This window comes from Oceanithermus desulfurans, from assembly GCF_014201675.1.
Classification (GTDB): domain Bacteria; phylum Deinococcota; class Deinococci; order Deinococcales; family Marinithermaceae; genus Oceanithermus; species Oceanithermus desulfurans.
Genome location: NZ_JACHEZ010000009.1, coordinates 13209 through 31865, shown reverse-complemented (window position 1 = coordinate 31865; position 18657 = coordinate 13209). Strand labels below are relative to the sequence as shown.

Sequence of the window (18657 nt, the reverse complement as noted above, 5' to 3'; positions counted from 1 at the left end):
CGGGGTCTTACAATGGGGGCGTGTCCGTACCCGTCGTTTCCGTCTTCGGCTCCTCGCGCACCGCGCCCGGCACGCCCGCCTGGAAGCAGGCCGAGGCCTGGGGGCGGGCGCTCGCCGAGGCCGGCTTCGCCGTGGCCAGCGGGGGGTACGGAGGCAGCATGGAGGCGGTGAGCCGCGGCGCGAAGGCCGCGGGCGGGTTGGTGATCGGGGTGACCGCTCCCGACCTCTTCAAGTCGCGCAGCGGGGCCAACGCCCATGTGGACCTCGAGCTGCCGGCCCCCACCCTGACGGGGCGGATCGAGCGCATGCTCGAGCTGAGCCGCGCCGCACTGGCCCTTCCCGGCGGCCTGGGCACGCTGACCGAGATCCTGGTGGCCTGGAACCGGGCCTACATTCAGCGGCTCCAGGGCGAGCCCCCCTTCCCGGTCGGGGTGCACGCAGCCTGGCGGCCGCTGCTGCAGCCGCACCTGGAGCTCTCCACCCGGGAGCTCGACCTCCTCACCTTCCTGGAAGACTCCGCCGACGTCGCGGCCTTCCTGGTGCGGCTACATGCGGCCGAGTAGCAGCCACACGACTTCCAGCGCGATCAACGCCAGGATGGCCACCTCCACCGCCTGGCTGCGGCGGAACTGCATCTCCTCGCTGACCATCTGGTAGATGGCGCTGAGCGCCTGCAGCTTGGCCTGCACCGATGCAGCCAGCTCGGCGGCGCCGTAGACCTCGGTGGCGTCGCGGTAGATGCGGGCGTAGAAGAGGTCCTCGGTGATACGCAGCGCCCCGGCCAGCCGCGTCTGCACCTCGGTGATCTCGGCGCGGCGCTCCATCAGGTTGCGCCGCAGCCGCGCCAGCCGCCCGTAGCGCCCCCAGCCGAGCTCGCGCAGCACCTGCGGCGCCCCCTCGAGCGCCCGCGCCAGCACGTTGTCGTAGTAGTCGAGCTCCAGCAGCTCCGCGTGCACCCACTCAACCAGGTCGGCCACGTCCCAGATGCCTTCCTGGTCGTAGATGAAGACGCCGTCGAAGCCCAACAGCGCCAGGTCGCCGCTCGAGTAGCTGAAGGCGTGGCGGACCAGGTCGGCGCGCAGCTGCTGTGAGGCGGCTACCCGCTCCCCCAGCACCAGCGGGGCCAGGTCGAGCTCCTCGAGCAGGACGTCGGCTGAGCGCTCGGGATCGAACCCCTGAACGTGGACGGCGTAGAAACCCTCCTCACCCGGAGCCGCGAGCGGGCGGGCCAGGGCGGGGGCCAGCTCCCGGCGCAGCGGCGCCAGCCGCTCACGCATCCAGGCGTCGAGGCCGGGAGCGCCCACCAGCTCGAGCGCCGCGGACTCGAGCCCGTCCCAGGGCAGCCGCTCGCCGAGGCGCACCCGCCAGGCCAGCGCGACGACGCCGAAGGGGTAGACGCGGGCGCGCAGCCGCCCCGTGCGCCCCGCGAAGCCGTGGTCGCCCAGGTCGAGCTCCACCGGCGGTTCTTCCAGGCGTACCGCGCCGCTGCGGCTGCGCCGAAGCGCGAAACGCGTTCCCGCGACCCGGTCGGTGTCGATCTCGTCGGCCAGGTCGAAGAGGCGCCAGACCGCGACGTGCGGCTCGCGAACGGTGGGCACGGGGTTTACTCCAGGGGCCAGATTTCCCGCGGGGGCGGGCCGTTCTTCCAGGCCTCGAGCAGCTTCGCCAGCGCCCGGGCGCGGTGGGAGTGCTGCGCCTTCTCGTCGGGGGCCATCTCGGCGAAGGTCCGCTCCAGCTCGGGCAGGTAGAAGAGCGGGTCGTAGCCGAAGCCGCCCTCGCCGCGCGGGGCCTCGAGGATCACGCCCTCGACCTCGCCGCGGTAGCTCTCCACGTGGCCGTCGGGGTAGGCGAGCGCCAGCACCGCCACGAAGCGGGCGGTGCGCTGCTCGGGGGGCACCCCGCGCAGGCGCTCGAGCAGGTAGACGTTGCGGTCGCGGTCGTTCGTGCGCCCGCCGTAGCGCGCGGAGTAGATGCCGGGCTCGCCGCCCAGGGCGTCCACGACCAGCCCCGAGTCGTCGGCGAGCGCCGGCAGCCGCGTCTTCTGCGCCACCGTGGCCGCCTTCATGAGGGCGTTGTCCTCGAAGGTGGTGCCCGTTTCCTCGGGGAGCTCCACGCCGAAGTCGGGCAGGGGGCGCAGCTCCCAGCCCAGCGGTTCCAGACCCCGAGCCAGCTCGCGGTACTTGCCCGGGTTGGAGGTGGCGATCACGACCTGCATCATTCCTACGATACCCCTTCCGCCAGCTGCTTGTGCACCTCGGCGACGAGTCCAGGAATCTGCCGCAGCCCCTCGTCCACCATGCGGTCGTAGACCGCCCGCGGCACCGGCCGGCCCTCGCCGCCGCCGTGGATCTCGATCAACTCGCCCTCGGCGGTGCCCACCACGGTCAGGTCGGCGTGCACGCGGTCGTCCTCCTCGGCGTTCAGGTCCACCAGCACCGCGTCGCCGCCGGCCCAGCCGAGGCTGATCGCGGCGAACTCGGTGAGCGGCCAGTCGTCGAGCTTGCCCGCGCGAACCAGCGCGTCGAAGGCCTGCACCAGCGCCGCGTAGCCTCCCAGGATGGCGGCCACCCGGGTGCCGCCGTCGGCCTGGATCACGTCGGCGTCGACGACGATCGTCCGGTTCGGCAGCAGGTCCAGGTCCACCGCCGCGCGGAAGGCGCGGCCCAGGAAGCGCTGCACTTCCTGGGTGCGGCCGCCCAGCTTGAAGCGCTCGCGCTGGGTGCGGCTCTCGGTGCTGCGGGGCAGCAGGTTGTACTCGGCCATCAGCCAGCCGCTGCGCTTGCCCTGCATGTGCCGGGGGACCCCTGGGGTGAGGCTCACGGCCACGAGGACGCGCGTGCGCCCCAGCTCGACGAGGGCCGACCCCTCGGCGTAGTCGAGGTAGCGGGGGGTGATCTTGAGGGGGCGGCGCCCGGTGGGGCCGCGGCCGTCGGCTCGGTTCATAACGCTCCTAACTCTACTTTATGCACCTCGCCGGCGTGCACGCCCAGGCGCGCCGCCAGGGCGCGGTAGGCCTCGGGGTCGCCGGTGACGAAGTGCACCACCCGCCCCGAGCCGGGGCCCGCGGGCAGGCTGCCGGCCACGGCGCGCGCCGTGGGCTCGGCCGAGTCGATGAGCGTCAGCTCCGGGCGCAGGCGCTCGAGCAGGGGTTTCAGGTAGGGGTAGTGGGTGCAGCCGAGGATCAGGGCCTCGAGATCCTCCGGGGCCCCCTCCAGGTAGTGCCGCGCCACCAGCTCGGCCACCCCGTCGCTCCACAGCCCCTCCTCGACGATGGGGACGAAGAGCGGCGTGGCCAGCGACCAGACCCGCTTGCCCTCGGCCTCGAGCCGGGACTGGTAGGCCCCGCTGGCCACGGTGGCGCGGGTGCCGATCACCCCCACGTGGCCGTAGCGCCCGGCCTCGGCCACCGCGGGATCGATCACGCCGGTGACGGGCACCCCCAGGCGCGAGAGGTCGTCCAGGGCCACGCTCGAGGCGGTGTTGCAGGCCACCACCAGCGCCACCGCCCCCTGACGCAGCAGGAAGCCGCTGATCTCCCAGGCGAAGCGGCGCACCAGCTCGGGGGGTTTGGAGCCGTAGGGCACCCGCGCGGTGTCGCCGAAGTAGAGGAAGTCGCGGCCGGGCAGGGCCCGGCGCAGGGCTTCGAGGACGGTCAGACCGCCGACGCCGGAGTCGAAGACTCCGATGGGTTGTTCGAGGGGGGCGGGCGCATCTGGGCTCATCGTTGCGGCTTCCATCCTACCGCGCCGGTCGGATCAGCAGGGCCGCGCCCGAGAGCGCCAGCCCCGCCGCCAGCCCGAAGGCGATCACGGGGCCGTGCACCTGCCAGAGCCAGCCGAAGACGGCGCTGGCGGGGAAGAGCAGCACCCCTTCCACGGTGTGGAAGAGGCCGATCGCCCCCGCGCGCTCGCGTTCGGGCGCGACCTGCGCCAGGTAGGCCCGCCGCGCCGGCTCGAACAGCGCGATGAAGGCCGCGTAGGCGGCAAAGAGCACCAGCCCCGCCGCCACCCCCGGGGCGACGGCCCAGCCGAGGAAGACGAGGGCGTAGACGGCCATGGCCAGCGCGGTGGCGACGCGGGGGCTCAGCCGGTCGGCGAGGGTGCCCATCGGGTAGGCGAGCGCCGCGTAGAGCAGGTTGTACCCGGCGTAGGCGAGCGTCGTCTGCCGCGGCGAGAGCCCCAGCTCCCCCAGGCGCAGCAGCAGGAAGGCGACGGAGACGTAGCCCAGGGTGAAGACGGCCGAGGCCAGCAGGAAGCGCAGGTAGCGCGGCTGCCGCACCGCCGCCAGCAGCGGCTCGCGGGCCAGCGGAACGCGGCGCTCGCGTACGAAGAAGACGACGGCGCCCGCGGCCGCGGCCGCGGGGAGGAGCGAGAGCCAGAAGACGCCGCGGTAGCCGAGCCGCGGCAGCAGGGCGAAGGCGAGCAGCGGCCCGATTGCGGCCCCCAGGGTGTCGAGGGCGCGGTGCAGCCCGTAGGCCTTGCCGTAGTCGGCCTCGCGGCTGACGTCGGCGATCAGGGCGTCGCGCGGGGCGGTGCGCAGCCCCTTTCCGGTGCGGTCGAGCAGGCGGAAGCCCAGCACCTGTTCGGGGTGCACGGCCAGCGCCAGCAGCGGCCGCACCAGCGCCGGCAGGCCGTAACCGGCGATCAGGAAGGGCTTGCGCACCCCCAGGCGGTCGGAGAGGCGGCCGCCCACCACCTTGAGCAGGCTGGCCGTGCCCTCGGCCAGGCCTTCGATGAGGCCCACGGTCTCCTTGCCCGCGCCCAGCACCACGGTGAGGAAGAAGGGGAGAAGCGGGTAGACCATCTCCGAGGCGACGTCCATGAAGAAGCTGACGAGCCCGAGAACGACCACCGAACGGGGTACCCGCACGTCTCCAGAGTAATCCGGGGCTAAGCTTGGAGCATGAAGATGCGCGCGGCGTGGGTCGCCGGGTGGCTTACGCTCCTCCTTCTGGGGGGCTGCCGCGAAGCGCCTGTGGAGCGCGAGGTGCGCGTCGTCGTCTCCGGCCCCGGCCGGATGGCGCGCGCCCAGGCGTTCGCGGAGCGGTTGCGCGGCTACGGGCTCGCGGGCGTGCGCGTGCGGGTCTGCGACGCGGAAGGCGAGGCGGCGCGGCTCGCCGACTGCCTGGGCGACCCCGTGGCCCTCTACGTGACCGTCGGCGGGGTGGAGACCCGCACTGCGGTGGAGGGAGGCGGCGAGGCGCCGGTGCTCTACGTCGGCCTCGCCGCCTCGCTGGACTGGGGCTTCGTCGAGCGGCTCAGCCGGCCCGGCGGCCGCGTCAGCGGGGTGGACAACAACTACGCCGAGCTCTCGGGCAAGCGGCTGCAGCTCTTGCGGCTCGCGCTGCCGCAGGTGCGGCGGGTGCTGGTGCTCTACCAGCCGGGGGTGGTGCCCACCGCGCGGGGCCTCGCCTCGGTGCGCGGGGCCGCGGAGGCGCTGGGGCTCGAGCTGACCTACCACCCGGTGCGCGCGGTGGGCGACCTGGAAGGCCTGGAGGCGCGGATCGCGCAGACGGGGGCCGGGTCCGTGCTGCTCCTGCCCAGCTACGTGCTGGAGAACCACCTGGACGACGTGCTGGCGCGTACGAACGCCGCCGGCGTGCCCCTGGTGGGGCTGGACGCCGCCCAGGTACGGGCGGGCGCGCTGCTGGCCTACGGGGCGACGGGCGCGGCCATGGGCCGCCAGGCCGCGCGGATGGCGCGCCAGCTGCTGGAGGGCTACCCCGTATCCGAGATGCCGGTGGAGCGGCCCCAGCAGATGAGCCTCGCGCTCAACCGGGGGGTGGCGCGGCGTTTGGGGCTGGAGCTGGACCCGCGGCTGCTGGACCTTGCGGACGAGGTGGTCCCGTGAGGCGTGCTTCCTGGTTTTCCCGGCTCGAGGGGCGGTTCACCCTGGCCGCCGCGGCGGCGGGACTGCTGCCGCTGGTGCTGGTGGGCGCGGTGGCCTGGTACGGCCTCAGCCGCAGCTACCTGGGCCTGGCGGGGGCACGGATCGAGAGCGAGGCGGCGCGCTTGCAGGGCAGCCTCGACGGCCGCCTGGAAGCGATCGCGGGCGTGCTGGGCGAGGCGCTGGACGCCTCCGGGGACGGGGCGTGGCCGCTGCGCTTCGCCGCGGCGCGGCTGCCCGAGGTGGTGGTTTTGCAGGTGCGCGAGGCGGGTGGCGTGCGGGCGCGCTGGTCGCGGTTCGAGGTGGATCCCGCCCCGCTTGCGCCGCTGGCCCGCGCCGGCGCGCCGGAGACCTGGGGGGCGGTGCGCCGCGACGACTGGGGCGAGCCGCAGCTGACGCTGGGGCTGGCGCGGCCGAGCGGGCGCTTCCTGGAAGCCGTGCTGCGCGCCCCGGTGCTCTGGGACGCGCTGGTGGAGCTGCGCGACCCGGAACTGCACGCCTACCTGACCGACGGTTCCGGGCGCATCCTCGCCAGTTCCGACCGCGTCGAGGTGCTGCGCGGTGAGCGGGCCCCGCGGGAGGCGCAACACGGCGTGGCCGGGCGGGTCTTCCGCTACCGCGACGACCGCGGCGCCTGGCGTCTGGCGGTCGCGCGCGACGTGGACCGCCTCGGCGGGCGGCTCGTGGTGGAGGCCCCGGTGCAGGGGCTGCTGGCGCCGCTTTCGGGGCCGTTGCTGACGCTGCTTGCGGCGCTGCTGCTGGCGATGACGGCCAGCTACCTTCCGGGCTGGCGGCTGGCGCGTTCGGTGACGCGGCCGCTCGACGAGCTGGCCCGGGGAGCGCGCGAGCTCGAGCAGGGCCGGCTCGAGCGGCCGCTGGCCGAGTCGGGCCCGCCGGAGGCGCGGGCCGCGGTGCGCGCCTTCAACCGCATGGCCGCCGAGCTCGAGCAGGGTCGGCTGGAGCTGGAGGACTACGCCCAGCACCTCGAGGACCGCGTCGCCGAGCGCACCGAAGCCCTCAGGCTGGCGCTCGAGCGGGCGCTCGAGGCCGACCGTGCCAAGACGCGCTTCCTGGCCTCGGTCTCCCACGAGCTGCGCACCCCGCTGGCGAGCATCAAGGGCTTCGCCAGCACCCTGCTGGCTCCCGACGTGGCCTGGAAGCCCGAGGAGGCCGCGGAGTTCCTGCGCATCATCGAGAGCGAGGCCGACCGCATGCACTACCTCGTTAACGACCTGCTCGACCTGGCGCGCGGCGAGCGGGGCGCCTTCGCGGTGAGGCCCGCGCCCCGCGATCCGGCGCGGCTGCTGCGCGAGCTCGAGCCGCGGCTGCAGCGCCTGGCGCGCGGCCGCCCCTTCCGCGTGCGCCTCCCCGAGGGGTCCCTCTGCGTGCGCCTGGATGCCGAGCGGATCCGCAGCGTCCTCGTCAACCTGGTGGAGAACGCCGTCAAGTACGGCCCCGCAGACGGCGAGGTGACGGTGGAGCTGGACGAGCTCGCCGAGTCCGTGCGCTTTCGCGTGAGCGACACCGGACCCGGGGTTCCCGAGGGGTTGGAAGCGCGCGTCTTCGAGCCCTTCTTCCGGGCCGACGACGCCACCCGCGGCTCCGGCCTGGGGCTCGCCATCGCCCGCACCATCGTGGAAGCGCACGGGGGTGCGATCGGGTTGACGCGCGAGGGCGGGCGCACCGTCGCCTGGTTTACCCTGCCCAAAGGGGGGTGCGAGGATGCCTGAACGGGTGCTCGTGGTGGACGACGACCCCAACCTGCTGCGCCTGGTGGAGGCCAACCTGCGGGCCCGCGGCTACGCGGTGGATACCGCCGCGAGCGGGGAGGCGGCGCTCGAGCGGCTGCGCGCCGCTGGCTACGCCTGCGTGCTGCTCGACCTGATGCTCCCGGGGGTGGACGGGATGACCGTGATCCGCGAGGCGCGGGGTTTCTGCGACGTGCCCATCGTGGTCATGAGCGCGCTCGGCGAGGAGGAGCGCAAGGTCGAGGCCCTCGACCTCGGGGCCGACGACTACCTGGTCAAGCCCTTCGGGGTGGCCGAACTGCTGGCGCGGGTGCGCGCGGCGATCCGGCGTTACGGGGTTCAGGGGCGCACGGAGGGGTTGCGGGCGGGGCCGCTCGAACTCGACCCCGGCGGCGGCTACGCCCTCGTCGCGGGCCGGCGGGTGCGGCTCACCCCCATGGAGTACGCCCTGCTGCGCCAGTTCGTGCTTGCCCGGGGGCGGACGCTCACCCACGAGGAGCTGCTCGACGCGGTCTGGGGACGCGGCGCCGGCGAGGACCACTACCTGCACGTCTACGTGGGGCGGCTGCGCCGCAAGCTGGGGCCCTCCGTGGTCATCGAGAGCCTCCCCGGGGTCGGCTACCGCCTCGCCGTTTAGGACTTGTTGAGCCACCTGGGCGTGAAATGTGCCTGAGGTGATGCCGATGAGAAAAGCGTACCTGAGTTTACTGGCGCTGGCCGTCCTGGCTTTGGGCGTCGTCGCGGCGGGCGGCTTCCCCTGGCCCAGCCAGAACTTCCCGAAGGAAGTCCCCAATCCGCCCGCTTCCTACCCGCCCGGTGAGCTGGGCGAGATGGTCAAGCTGGGCGAGGCCATCGTGATGAACACCAACACCCACCCGCTCACCAAGGACTACGTGGGCAACGACCTGCAGTGCAAGAGCTGCCACCTGCAGGGCGGCAAGGGTAAGAACCGCTACGCCACCTTCGTGGGCGTGGCCACCTCCTACCCCGCCTACAGCCCCCGCGAGAAGGCCGTGGTCAGCCTCGAGGACCGCATCCTCAACTGCTTCATGCGCTCGATGAACGGCACCCGTCTGCCGGTGGGCTCCAAGGCCTCGATCGCCATGGCCGCGTACATCACCTGGCTCTCGACGGGGCTGCCCGTGGACCAGAACCCCAACAAGCCCATCGGGGCCTACAACACCCCCTGGCCCGACCCGGCGATCGTCAAGCTCGTCAAGGCCGGAAGCGTGGACGCGGACCACGGCAAGCAGGTCTACGAGGCCCAGTGCGCCGCCTGCCACGGCCCCGATGGCCAGGGCGTGGGCGCCTTCCCGCCGGTCTGGGGCGACCGCTCCTACAACGCCGGCGCGGGCATGGCCAACGTGATCAAGGGCGCGAGCTGGGTCAAGTACAACATGCCCCTGGGCAACGCTCACCTGAGCGACCAGGACGCCGTGGACGTGATGGCTTACGTCAACAGCCACCCGCGGCCCAGCTTCAAGCTAACCGACCACCTGGCCCCCGCGGGTCAGGCGGGCGTGTACAACAGCAACGTGCCCCAGCAGATCATCGAAGCGCCCACCTGGCCGCCGAAGAAGAAGTAAGGCGCCCTACCTCCCAGCATGCGGCGCCTCAGGGCGCCGCGTGTTCCTTTTCGGACGGCGCCTCGACGCGCAGGCGGAGCCGACCGCTTGCGGGGTGGAAAGGGGCAGGTGGGAGGTGGGGTGTAGGAGCGCCGAGGATTGACGCCGGGCGTCTGCCTCCTGCAACGTCCAGAGCCCCGGTCCCCCGAAGGGGCGGGCGTTCTTGTTCAATCGGCTCGATCGCGGGTTGCAAAGCGCAAACAACGGAGTTCCATTCCCCTCCCAAGGGGGTTAGGTTTCCTAGTCAGCGAGCCACAAGCCACAGGCCACTCGCTACTTGCCGCCTTTTCCCGATTCCCCGGACGAGGCCGGCCCTGCTGGCCGAGAACCGGGGTCCATGCCGGAAGCGAAGCCGGGGTTCGGACAGCCATCCGTAGGCGGTTTGCAGAAGTGGAAGCGAAAGATCTAAGCGTCGTATGCGTCAAGGCCGGTGACGTGCACAAGGCGCTTGGTCTTTCGCGTCAGGTTCCCAACGTCGTACAGGTCATGAAGCAGCTTTTGAACGAAATCACCGCGATTTCGTCGCCGAAGAGCCGCCCAGCGGTCAAGGCGCGGACGTGATCTACGCCTACCGACTGCCCCGCCCTTAGACGTTGAAGAGGATCAGCATCACGTCGCCGTCCTGGACGACGTAGTCCTTGCCCTCGGTGCGGACCCAGCCTTTCTCCTTGGCCGCGGCCCAGCCGCCGGCCCGGACCAGCTTGGCCCAGTCGATCACCTCGGCGCGGATGAAGCCGCGCTCCATGTCGGAGTGGATCACCCCCGCGGCCTGGGGGGCCTTGGTGCCGCGCCGCACCGTCCAGGCGCGTACCTCCTTCTCGCCTGCGGTCAGGAAGGTGATCAGGTCGAGGGCGCGGTAGCCGGCCAGCACCAGCCGGTCGAGGCCCGACTGCTCGAGCCCCAGCTCGGCCAGGTACTCGCGCGCCTCCTCGTCCGAAAGCTCGGCCAGCTCGGCCTCGATCTTGGCCGAGATGACGACCAGTTCGGCCCCCTCGCGCGCCGCCAGCTCGCGCAGCCTTTCCACATGTTCGTTGCCGGCGGGCAGGTCCTCCTCGCCCACGTTGGCCACGTAGACCACCGGCTTGGCGGTGATGAGGCCGTACTCCTTGAAGACCCGGCGCAGGAGCTTGTCGTGCTCGGCGTTGCCGGTCTCGAAGGTGCGGGCGGGCTCGCCAGCTTCCAGGTGGGCCACCAGCGGTTTCAGCAGCTCCACCAGCGCCGCGTCCTCCTTGCTCACGCGGGCGCTGCGCTCGAGCTTTTCCAGCCGCCGCTCGAGCGTGCCCAGGTCGGCCAGCGCCAGCTCGGTGTTGATGATCTCGGCGTCGCGCAGCGGGTCCACCGAGCCGTCCACGTGGACCACGTTCGGGTCCTCGAAGCAGCGCACCACGTGGGCCACCGCCGCCACCTCGCGGATGTTGCCGAGGAACTGGTTGCCCAGCCCCTCGCCCTTGTGGGCGCCCTTGACCAGGCCGGCGATGTCCACGAACTCGACGTAGGTGGGCACGACCGGGGGCCGCCGCCCGCCCTTGGTGAAGACGTCCGCCAGCTTTTCCAGCCGCTCGTCGGGCACGGTGACCACGCCGACGTTCTTGTCGATGGTGGCGAAGGGGTAGTTGGCCGCGAGCGCGCCCGCCTTGGTGATCGCGTTGAAGAGGGTGGACTTGCCCACGTTGGGGAGGCCGACGATGCCGATGGAAAGGTTCGCCATACAAAGGCCCAGTATACGACCGGGCTCAGTCGAAGGCCAGCGCCATCTGTTCCAGCACGGGTTCGATGTCGAACTCCGCCGACTGCAGGTGGTCCAGCAGCGCGCCGAGCAGGAAGAGGTAGCCGGCGGTCGTCGTGACCTTGCCCACGGCGTAGGCGGTCTCGTGCCCCAGCTTGGCGTAGCGCTTTACCTCGTCCGCGTAGGCGGGGTGCGCGGCCACGAGCTGGGGGGCGCGCCCCAGCTCGCCCAGGAAGACCGGGCCGTTGGCGCCCAGGAAGACGGCCTCCAGCCGGGGCCAGACCTCCTCGAGCCAGAGCTCGATCTGCAGGTCGCGCGCCGCGCGGGCGAGCCCTTTGCTTCCCGGGACGACGAGCACGTCCAGCTCGGGGCGGGCGGAGAGGGCGTACTTGGCCGTCCAGACGGTGCCCGCCGCCCCCTCGAGGGCGTGGCGGCTCTTGGCCAGCGTGAAGGCCTCGATCCCGGCCCCCGCCTCGCGCAGGATGCGCACCGCGTCGAGGACCGGCGCGGCCTCGGCTTCCAGGAACCCCATGGTGAGCAACACCCCGATGCGCATGGCTCCATCTTCGCACACCCGGCGCCTGGGAAGGATGGGAAATCGCGCACGAAAACCCGCCCGCAGGAAGGCGGGCGGGTGCGGCGGGTGCGGGGGCTAGCCTTCGAAGAAGAAGCGCTCTTCGCCAAAGGCGGGCTCGAGCTCGTCGAGCCAGGTGGCCTCCTCCGAGAACCGGGCGAAGAAGGGCCGGCCCACCCAGGCGGGGTCGCGCGCCTGCAGGAACTCGAGGACGAAGACCTTCTCTCCGGCCACCTCGGCGGTGCCGACGATGCGCACCTTGCCGGGGAAGGCCGACATGCTGGGGCCGCGCACGGTGCGGGCGAGGCCCGAGACCTGGCGGTAGGCGTCTTTGAAGATCCGCTGCGCCTCGGCCAGCGGTACCTCGAAGTAACGCTTGGGGCCGGTGTCGCGCTCGACGAACATGTAGTAGGGGATCAGGCCCAGACGCACCTCCTGGCGCCACTTCTCGGCCCAGAGGTTGGCGTCGTCGTTGACGTGGCGGATCAGCGGCGCCTGGGTGCGCACCACCGCGCCGGTGGCAAGCAGGTTTTGGATGGCCGTCTGCACCTGCTCGGTCTCGAGCTCGCGCGGGTGGCTGAAGTGGGCCATGAAGGCCAGCTGCTTGCCGGCGGCCACCACGCGCTCGAAGAGGCGCAGCGCCTCGGCCGCGTCGGGGTCGGTGGTGAAGCGCATGGGCCAGTAAGCCAGCGACTTGCTGCCGATGCGGATCGAGCGCAACGTCTCCACCTCGAGCAGGGGCTCCAGGTAGCGCGCGAGCAGCCGGGTTTTCATCACCATCGGGTCGCCGCCAGTGACGAGCACGTCGGTGACCTCGGGGTGGGCGCGCAGGTAGCGCACCAGGTCGTCGACCTGGCTCGACTCGAACCGCAGCTCGCGGTGGCCCACGAACTGGGCCCAGCGGAAGCAGTAGGTGCAGTAGGCGTGGCAGGTCTGCCCCCCTGCGGGGAAGAAGAGCACGGTCTCGGCGTACTTGTGCTGCAGGCCGTCCAGCTTCCGCCCGTCCAGCTCGGGCACGTTGTGGGTGAGCTGTCCGGCGGGGTGGGGGTTCATGGCGTGGCGCGCGTTCCAGACGGCTTCGCTGAGCGCCTCCTGCTGGCCCGAGGCCAGGGCGGCCTCGACGCGCGCGTAGGTCTCGGGATCGAGCATGCCCCGCTGGGGGAAGACGAGCTGGAAGATCGGGTCTTCGGGGACCCGGTCCCAGTCGATCAGCTCGTCGAGGACGTAAGGGTTGGTGCGGAAGGGCAGCACCTGGGCGGCCACCTCCAGCTCGCGTCGCAGGCTTTCGGGGAGCCGCCGGTAGGCGGGGTGGCGGTGAATGTTCTTCAGGGTTACCGGTTCGTAACGTCCGTACGCGTCCACGGGCGTGGGGTACATGTACGACCTCCTTTCGTGGTCTGGGTCGACACGGGCGCGCGCGCCGAAGCGCGAGGCGGGCCCGGTTGGCTTCTTCCCGAATCAGTATACCACGCGTCCTGAAATTCTTATGAAATATGCGTCCTGGACGGCGCTCAGGGCAGGCGCGCCTTGGCCTCGCGGTACTCCCGGACCAGCCGTTCGACGAGCTCGGCGGCCGGGGGCACGTCGTCGATGAACGCGACCCCGTGCCCCGCGCTCCAGACGTCCTTCCAGGCCTTCGAACCCTCAGCGCGGAAGCGCTCGAGCGAGCCGCGCAGGAAGTTCGCCGGCACCCCGGTGACCTCGGGGGTGTAGACCACGTCCTCGGGTCGGGCCTGGACGAGCGCCCGCTTGTAGGCCTCGGAGGCGCCGGCCTCGCGGGTGGCGATGAAGCGGGTGCCGAAGTAGCCGCCGTCGCCCAGGGCCAGCGCCGCGAGCAGCTGCGCCCCGGTCGAAAGCCCCCCGGCCACCAGCACCGGCAGCCCCGTTTCCTCGCGCAGCCAGGGCGCGAGGACGAAGGGGCTGGTGGTGCCCGCGTGACCGCCGGCCCCCGCGGCCACCGCCACCAGCGCGTCGGCCCCGGCCGCGGCGGCCTTGCGCGCGTGGCGCAGCCCCACCACGTCGCACCAGACCACCCCACCGTAGCCGTGCACGGCCTCGATGACCGGCGTGGGGTCGCCCAGGCTGGTGACCACGAGGGGCACCCGGTGCTCCACCGTGGCCGCCAGGTCCTCGGGGAGGCGGGGGTTGTCCTTGAGGATGAGGTTCACCCCGAAGGCGAGGCCCGCGGGCCAGGCCTCCAGAAAGGCGCGGTAGTCGGCGTGGCTGCGGAAGTTGAGGGTGGGAACGAGCCCGATCGCGCCCGCGCGGGCCACGGCCTCGAGCAGCGGCCGGTTCGAGACCAGGAACATCGGCGCCACCACGATGGGGTAGCGGATGCCCAGCATGCGGGTGACCCGGGTTTCGATCGCGTCCATGCCCGAATTGTACCCGGTCAAAGGAGGCTTCAGTTGGCCACGCTGCTGCGCCAGTCGCCGTAGGGCATGAGCCGGCGGGCGTCGTAGTAGAAGACGAGCGCGTCCCCGTCTTCGTCCACCAGCAGGCAGCGCACGGTCAGGGGTTCGCGGAAGTAGGGCGAACCCGAGTCGGCGGTCTGGTCGTAGACCGGCTCGCTCAGCACCTCGACGACCACCATGGGCTCGCCGTAGTCGGGCATCTTGCGGTTGCGCAGGCCCGGCTTCCAGGTCACCAGGTCGCCCTTCCGGAAGGTGTGTTCGTGCATGTAATGTTCGGCGAGCTGGTTGAGGTGGGTGAGGTCGCTCATAGCTAACCCCGATTATAGCGAGCGCGCGTGAAGCGGGTGTAAACGCCTCAGTCTTCCCAGGGCCAGGCGGGCACCGGCGCGCCCTCCAGCGCCCGCGCGCAGCCCTCCAGGAAGGGGCGCAGGTCGCGGCCGTGGTAGCGAAACCCCAGGGCGGCCCATTTGGCGCGGGCCTTGGCCAGGTTGGCGCGTGCGCCCCGGGCGCGGCCGCGGCGCCGGGCCTCGAGCGCCGCGGCCAGCTGGATGAGGCCGTGCAACAAGAGGCGCTCCTCGCCGCGGGAGGCCATCCAGGCGGGCTCGAGCGCCTCGTGCACCTCCCAGAAGGCCCCCTCTTGCCACAGGCGGGCGGCGCGGTCGAGGGCTTCGCGGTTCGGTTGGCGCATGGCTGCCTCGATGCTACAGTAAAGGTCGTATGGCGAAACCGATCGTGGTGACCGACAACAGCTTCGACCAGGAAATCAAAGACGGCCTCGCGCTGGTGGACTTCTGGGCCGAGTGGTGCGGGCCGTGCCGGATGATCGCGCCGATCCTCGAGGAGCTGGCGCAGGAGTACGAGGGCAAGCTCAAGGTGCTGAAGCTGGACGTGGACGAGAACCCCAAGACCGCGATGCGGTTTCGGGTGATGAGCATTCCCACCGTCATCCTCTTCAAGAACGGTGAACCCGTCGAGGTGATCGTGGGGGCCCAGCCCAAGCGCAACTTCGTGGCGCGCATCGAGAAGCACCTACCCCAGGCCTGAGGAGATGAATGCCCCCGTCGCCCTCGACGCCATGGGCGGGGACCACGCGCCCCGCGAGACCGTGGCGGGGGCGCTGCTCGCGGCGGCCGCGGGGGTGCCCGTCGTCCTGGTGGGCGACGAGGCTCGCCTGCGCCAGGAGCTGGCCGCTCAGGGCGGCGAGCTGCCGGTGGTGCACGCGCCCGAGGTGATCGACATGCACGCCCACGCCACCGAGGTGCGCCGCCGGCGCCAGGCCTCGATCAACGTGGCCATGCGCCTGGTCAGGGAGGGCGAGGCCGAGGCTGCCGTCAGCATGGGCCACTCGGGGGCCACGATGGCCGCGGCGCTCTTCACCCTGGGGCGGGTGCAGGGCATCGAGCGCCCCGCCATCTTGGCCGAGATTCCCTCCGAGGCTCCTTCGGGACGGGTGCACCTCATCGACGCGGGCGCCAACGCCGACGTGCGGCCCCAGCACCTGCTCCAGTTCGCGCGCATGGGCGCGGCCTACGCCGAGCGGATGAGCGGGGTGGCGCGGCCCCGCGTAGGGCTGCTCTCGATCGGCGAGGAGCCCACCAAGGGCAACCAGCTCGTCCTGGAGGCCCACCCGCTGCTCGCCGAGTCCGGCTTGAACTTCGTCGGCAACGTCGAGGGGCGCGACGTCCTGGCCGACGCCGCCGACGTGATCGTGACCGACGGTTTCACCGGTAACGTGGTGCTCAAGCTGGCCGAGGGCGAGGCCAAGATCCTCTTCGGCTGGATCAAGCAGGCGCTGACGAGCAGCCTCAAGGCCAAGCTGGGGGCGTGGTTGGCGAAGGACGCCCTGCGGTCGCTGGCGGCGCGCATGGACCCCGCCGAGTACGGGGCGATGCCGCTTTTGGGCGTGCGCGGGCCGGCCTTCATCGGCCACGGCGCCTCGGACCGGCGCGCGGTCAAGAACGCCCTCTTGCGCGCCCACAAGATGGCGCGCTCGGGCCTGGTCGAAGCCCTGGCCGCCGTAGAATAGCCGTATGGAACCCTTCAACCCGGTGCAGCTGCAGGGGACCCAGCAGTGGATCAAGTTCCTGCTGGCTTTTTTCGCCCTCGGCGTCGCCTACACCGTCGGCCGCGCCGGTTCGCGGCTGGCTCACTGGGTCGCCCGGCTGACCCCCGACCGCCGCGATGACGCCTTCTGGCGGGTCGTGGGCTGGGTGTGGTGGGCCGTCGTCGCCTTCGCGCTCGTCTCCTTCGGGCACTTCCTCTTCGAGATCAAGGTCGAGCCGCTCTACACCTGGGGCCTGCTGCTGGCGCGCTGGATGGGCTCGCGGGGGCTGGCGGTGCTGCTCATCCTGGCGGCCACCTACTTCGCCTACCGCCTCGTCGAGGTGCTGGTGCGCCGCATCAAGATCCCCCAGAAGCCCGAGTTCGAACGCGAGCAGGTGCGCATCCAGACGCTGATGACGGTGATCGAGTCCACCCTCAAGGGTGGGGTGATCAGCGTGGGGGTGCTGCTCGCCCTCGCCAACATGGGGCTCAACATCGGGGCGCTGATCGCCGGGGCGGGCATCGCTGGCCTGGCGATCTCGTTTGCCGCGCAGAACCTGGTGCGCGACGTGATCAACGGGTTCTTCATCCTGCTCGAGGACCAGTACGGCGTGGGCGACGTGATCAAGGTCGGCGACATCGCCGGCGGGGTCGAGCGCATGAACCTGCGCCTCAGCGTGCTGCGCGACCTGGAAGGCAAGCTCCACTTCGTACCCCACGGGCAGATCAGCACGGTGACCGTGCTGAGCCACGTCTGGGCGCGCGCGGTCGTCGACGTGGGCGTTGCCTACGGCGCCGACGTGGACCGGGCGATCGCGGTGATCGAGGACGAGGCGCAGAAGTTCTACGACGACCCCGAGTGGCGCGAAAAGTTCACCGACGAGCGCCCCCAGGTGCTGGGGGTCAACGAGCTGGGCGACAGCGCCGTGGTGATCCGGGTGATGTTCACGGTGCAGGCCAAGCAGCAGTGGGGTGTGGGGCGCGAGTTCAAACGGCGCATCAAGAACCGCCTCGACGCCGAGGGGATCGAGATTCCCTTCCCGCAGCGCACCGTCTGGCTGCGCCAGGATCAGGAACCTTCTGCATGAAGCGGGTCCTGCTCGCGCTGGTCCTGCTCGCCGGCCTGGCGCAGGCGGGAACCGAGGCCGTACGGCTGCGGCTGCCGGGCGGCTGGGTGCAGGGCTACGCCGAAGCCGACGTCCTCGTCTTCAAGGGGCTGCCCTACGCCCACGCCGATCGCTGGCGGGCCCCGCAGCGGGTGGACGCCTGGCCGGGGGTGCTGCGCGCGCAGCAGCCGGGGCCGATCTGCCCCCAGAAGGGCTCGATCACCGTGCGGCTCGGGCGGCTCGCCGGCCGCTACCTGCCGCCGGCGAGCGAGGACTGCCTGAACCTCAACGTCTGGGTTCCTGTTCAGGACCCGCCCGCGGGGGGCTGGCCGGTGATGGTCTTCGTCCACGGCGGCAGCTTCACCGGCGGTAGCGGCTCCGAGCCGATCTACGACGGCGCGCGGCTGGCGCGGCGCGGCGTCGTGGTGGTGACCTTCAACTACCGGCTGGGCCCCTTCGGCTTCTTGGCGCTGCCCGAACTGGCGCGCCGCGACCCGCACGGCAGCACCGGCAACTACGGTCTGCTCGACCAGATCGCCGCCTTCGCGTGGGTGCGGCGGCAGATCGCCGGTTTCGGCGGCGACCCGCGCAACGTCACCGCCTTTGGCGAGTCGGCGGGGGCGATGGCGCTGTGCACCCTGCTGGCGAGCCCGCTGGCGCGCGGCGCCTTCGACCGGGCGGTGCTCGAGTCGGGAGGGTGCAACTACGTCTACACCCCGGAGGAGGCCTACGCCCGCGCGCGCCGGTTTTCCGAGCAGGTGGGCTGCGCACTCGACGACCTGGCCTGCTGGCGGGCGCTGCCGCCGGAGGAGCTGGTGGCGCTGGTGCCCTCGGAGACCGACTTCGAGAAGGTGCCCTTCAAGCCCGTCCTCGACGGCTACGTCCTCACCGAGCCTCCGGAGCGCGCCCTGGCCGCGGGGCGCGCCGCCCGGGTACCCCTCTTCGTGGGCACGACCGCGGACGAGTACCGGCTCGACGCGACCGCTCCCGACGACCCCGCCAAGTCCACCTGGGCGGGGGTGGAGGCCCTTATCCGCAGCAAGGAGGGGAGCCGCGCCGCGGAGGTGATCCGCCACTACCGCGCCCGCTTCGACCGCGCCCTCGACGCCTACTACGCCTACATGGGCGAGCGGATCCTGATCTGCCCCACCTACCGCGCGGGGCGCCTCGCCGCCCGCTGGGCTCCGGTCTACGGCTACCGCTTCGGGTACCAAAGCCCGCTCTGGCCCGAGCTGGGCAGCATGCACGGGATGGAGCTGCCCTTCGTCTTCGACACCCGCACCATCTGGCCCTTCTGGGCCTTCTTCGCCACCGCGGACGTCCAGGAGCAGAGCGACGGGCTCGCCCGCGCGGTCCAGCAGGCCTGGACGGCGTTTGCCCGCGGCGAGGCGCCGCGGGCGGGCTGGGCGCCGGCGCCGCGGCTCGGAGGCGGCTGGCTCCTGGGCTTCGACCGCCGCTGGGGCTGGCGCGCCGACGACTGGGACACGCGCTGCGCGCTGTGGGGGGCGGACGAACCAATACCGAACCGCTAACGT

The 18657-nt window shown here is 71.9% G+C and carries 21 protein-coding genes; 10 read left to right on the top strand and 11 right to left on the bottom strand.

Going from position 1 to position 18657, the window contains the following annotated elements:
- The first annotated feature begins 20 nt into the window (after positions 1 to 20).
- Positions 21 to 563, top strand: coding sequence for an LOG family protein (locus HNQ05_RS10615; protein WP_147147970.1), 543 nt, complete (start codon positions 21 to 23; stop codon positions 561 to 563).
- Here the strand turns inward: HNQ05_RS10615 and HNQ05_RS10610 are convergent.
- From HNQ05_RS10610 to HNQ05_RS10590, 5 genes are read right to left on the bottom strand one after another with little or no spacing between them, the layout of a single operon-like run.
- On the bottom strand, positions 546 to 1598 hold the full coding sequence (locus HNQ05_RS10610) for an RMD1 family protein (protein ID WP_147147972.1): 1053 nt from the start codon (positions 1596 to 1598) through the stop codon (positions 546 to 548). The genes HNQ05_RS10615 and HNQ05_RS10610 overlap by 18 nt on opposite strands.
- Positions 1599 to 1603: 5 nt before the next feature.
- Positions 1604 to 2215, bottom strand: coding sequence for an XTP/dITP diphosphatase (locus HNQ05_RS10605; RefSeq protein WP_147147975.1), 612 nt, complete (start codon positions 2213 to 2215; stop codon positions 1604 to 1606).
- A gap of 5 nt (positions 2216 to 2220) precedes the next feature.
- The gene (gene rph, locus HNQ05_RS10600; protein ID WP_147147977.1) at positions 2221 to 2943 is read right to left on the bottom strand and encodes a ribonuclease PH; all 723 of its coding nucleotides are present in this window, start codon (positions 2941 to 2943) and stop codon (positions 2221 to 2223) included.
- Complete coding sequence (gene murI, locus HNQ05_RS10595) at positions 2940 to 3722, bottom strand: glutamate racemase (RefSeq protein ID WP_147147979.1); 783 nt, start codon at positions 3720 to 3722, stop codon at positions 2940 to 2942. The genes rph and murI overlap by 4 nt, the downstream gene beginning before the upstream one ends.
- 16 nt (positions 3723 to 3738) lie before the next feature.
- Positions 3739 to 4869, bottom strand: coding sequence for an MFS transporter (locus tag HNQ05_RS10590; RefSeq protein WP_147147982.1), 1131 nt, complete (start codon positions 4867 to 4869; stop codon positions 3739 to 3741).
- 33 nt (positions 4870 to 4902) lie between these two features.
- Here HNQ05_RS10590 and HNQ05_RS10585 point away from each other — a divergent pair, with 33 nt between their 5' ends.
- The 5 genes from HNQ05_RS10585 (at position 4903) to HNQ05_RS10565 (ending at position 9820) form a co-directional block, all read left to right on the top strand.
- Positions 4903 to 5850, top strand: coding sequence for an ABC transporter substrate-binding protein (locus tag HNQ05_RS10585; RefSeq protein WP_147147984.1), 948 nt, complete (start codon positions 4903 to 4905; stop codon positions 5848 to 5850).
- Positions 5847 to 7616, top strand: coding sequence for a sensor histidine kinase (locus HNQ05_RS12370; RefSeq protein ID WP_147147987.1), 1770 nt, complete (start codon positions 5847 to 5849; stop codon positions 7614 to 7616). The genes HNQ05_RS10585 and HNQ05_RS12370 overlap by 4 nt, the downstream gene beginning before the upstream one ends.
- Positions 7609 to 8271, top strand: coding sequence for a response regulator transcription factor (locus HNQ05_RS10575; RefSeq protein WP_147147989.1), 663 nt, complete (start codon positions 7609 to 7611; stop codon positions 8269 to 8271). Before HNQ05_RS12370 ends, HNQ05_RS10575 begins: the two co-directional genes overlap by 8 nt.
- A 46-nt stretch (positions 8272 to 8317) precedes the next feature.
- Positions 8318 to 9220: a c-type cytochrome gene (locus HNQ05_RS10570; protein ID WP_147147991.1), complete on the top strand. Its 903-nt coding sequence runs from the start codon at positions 8318 to 8320 to the stop codon at positions 9218 to 9220.
- A gap of 429 nt (positions 9221 to 9649) precedes the next feature.
- A complete protein-coding gene (locus HNQ05_RS10565; protein ID WP_183677806.1) occupies positions 9650 to 9820 on the top strand; it encodes a hypothetical protein in 171 nt (56 codons plus the stop codon).
- Positions 9821 to 9845: 25 nt separating this feature from the next.
- Here HNQ05_RS10565 and ychF read toward each other — a convergent pair whose 3' ends face one another.
- The 6 genes from ychF to HNQ05_RS10535 all read right to left on the bottom strand — a co-directional run bounded on the left by ychF (position 9846) and on the right by HNQ05_RS10535 (position 14661).
- On the bottom strand, positions 9846 to 10967 hold the full coding sequence (gene ychF, locus HNQ05_RS10560) for a redox-regulated ATPase YchF (RefSeq protein WP_147147993.1): 1122 nt from the start codon (positions 10965 to 10967) through the stop codon (positions 9846 to 9848).
- 25 nt (positions 10968 to 10992) lie between these two features.
- Positions 10993 to 11541: a type 1 glutamine amidotransferase family protein gene (locus HNQ05_RS10555; RefSeq protein WP_147147995.1), complete on the bottom strand. Its 549-nt coding sequence runs from the start codon at positions 11539 to 11541 to the stop codon at positions 10993 to 10995.
- A gap of 96 nt (positions 11542 to 11637) precedes the next feature.
- Positions 11638 to 12936, bottom strand: a complete 1299-nt coding sequence (locus tag HNQ05_RS10550) for a KamA family radical SAM protein (protein WP_147147998.1) — start codon at positions 12934 to 12936, stop codon at positions 11638 to 11640.
- Between the two features lie 134 nt (positions 12937 to 13070).
- Positions 13071 to 13925 (bottom strand): NAD(P)H-dependent flavin oxidoreductase, encoded by an 855-nt coding sequence (locus HNQ05_RS10545; protein WP_147148044.1) that lies wholly within the window; start codon positions 13923 to 13925, stop codon positions 13071 to 13073.
- A 38-nt stretch (positions 13926 to 13963) separates the two neighbouring features.
- On the bottom strand, positions 13964 to 14281 hold the full coding sequence (locus HNQ05_RS10540) for a hypothetical protein (protein ID WP_147148000.1): 318 nt from the start codon (positions 14279 to 14281) through the stop codon (positions 13964 to 13966).
- Between the two features lie 47 nt (positions 14282 to 14328).
- Entirely contained in the window at positions 14329 to 14661 is a 333-nt protein-coding gene (locus HNQ05_RS10535) for a DUF309 domain-containing protein (protein WP_147148002.1), read from the bottom strand.
- 29 nt (positions 14662 to 14690) lie between these two features.
- Between HNQ05_RS10535 and trxA the strand changes: the two genes are divergently transcribed.
- From trxA to HNQ05_RS10515, 4 genes are read left to right on the top strand one after another with little or no spacing between them, the layout of a single operon-like run.
- On the top strand, positions 14691 to 15017 hold the full coding sequence (gene trxA / locus HNQ05_RS10530; protein WP_147148004.1) for a thioredoxin: 327 nt from the start codon (positions 14691 to 14693) through the stop codon (positions 15015 to 15017).
- A gap of 4 nt (positions 15018 to 15021) precedes the next feature.
- Positions 15022 to 15999, top strand: coding sequence for a phosphate acyltransferase PlsX (gene plsX, locus HNQ05_RS10525; protein ID WP_147148006.1), 978 nt, complete (start codon positions 15022 to 15024; stop codon positions 15997 to 15999).
- 4 nt (positions 16000 to 16003) lie between these two features.
- Positions 16004 to 17104, top strand: a complete 1101-nt coding sequence (locus HNQ05_RS10520) for a mechanosensitive ion channel family protein (protein ID WP_147148008.1) — start codon at positions 16004 to 16006, stop codon at positions 17102 to 17104.
- The gene (locus tag HNQ05_RS10515) at positions 17101 to 18654 is read left to right on the top strand and encodes a carboxylesterase/lipase family protein (RefSeq protein ID WP_147148010.1); all 1554 of its coding nucleotides are present in this window, start codon (positions 17101 to 17103) and stop codon (positions 18652 to 18654) included. The genes HNQ05_RS10520 and HNQ05_RS10515 overlap by 4 nt, the downstream gene beginning before the upstream one ends.
- The last annotated feature ends 3 nt before the right edge of the window (positions 18655 to 18657 follow it).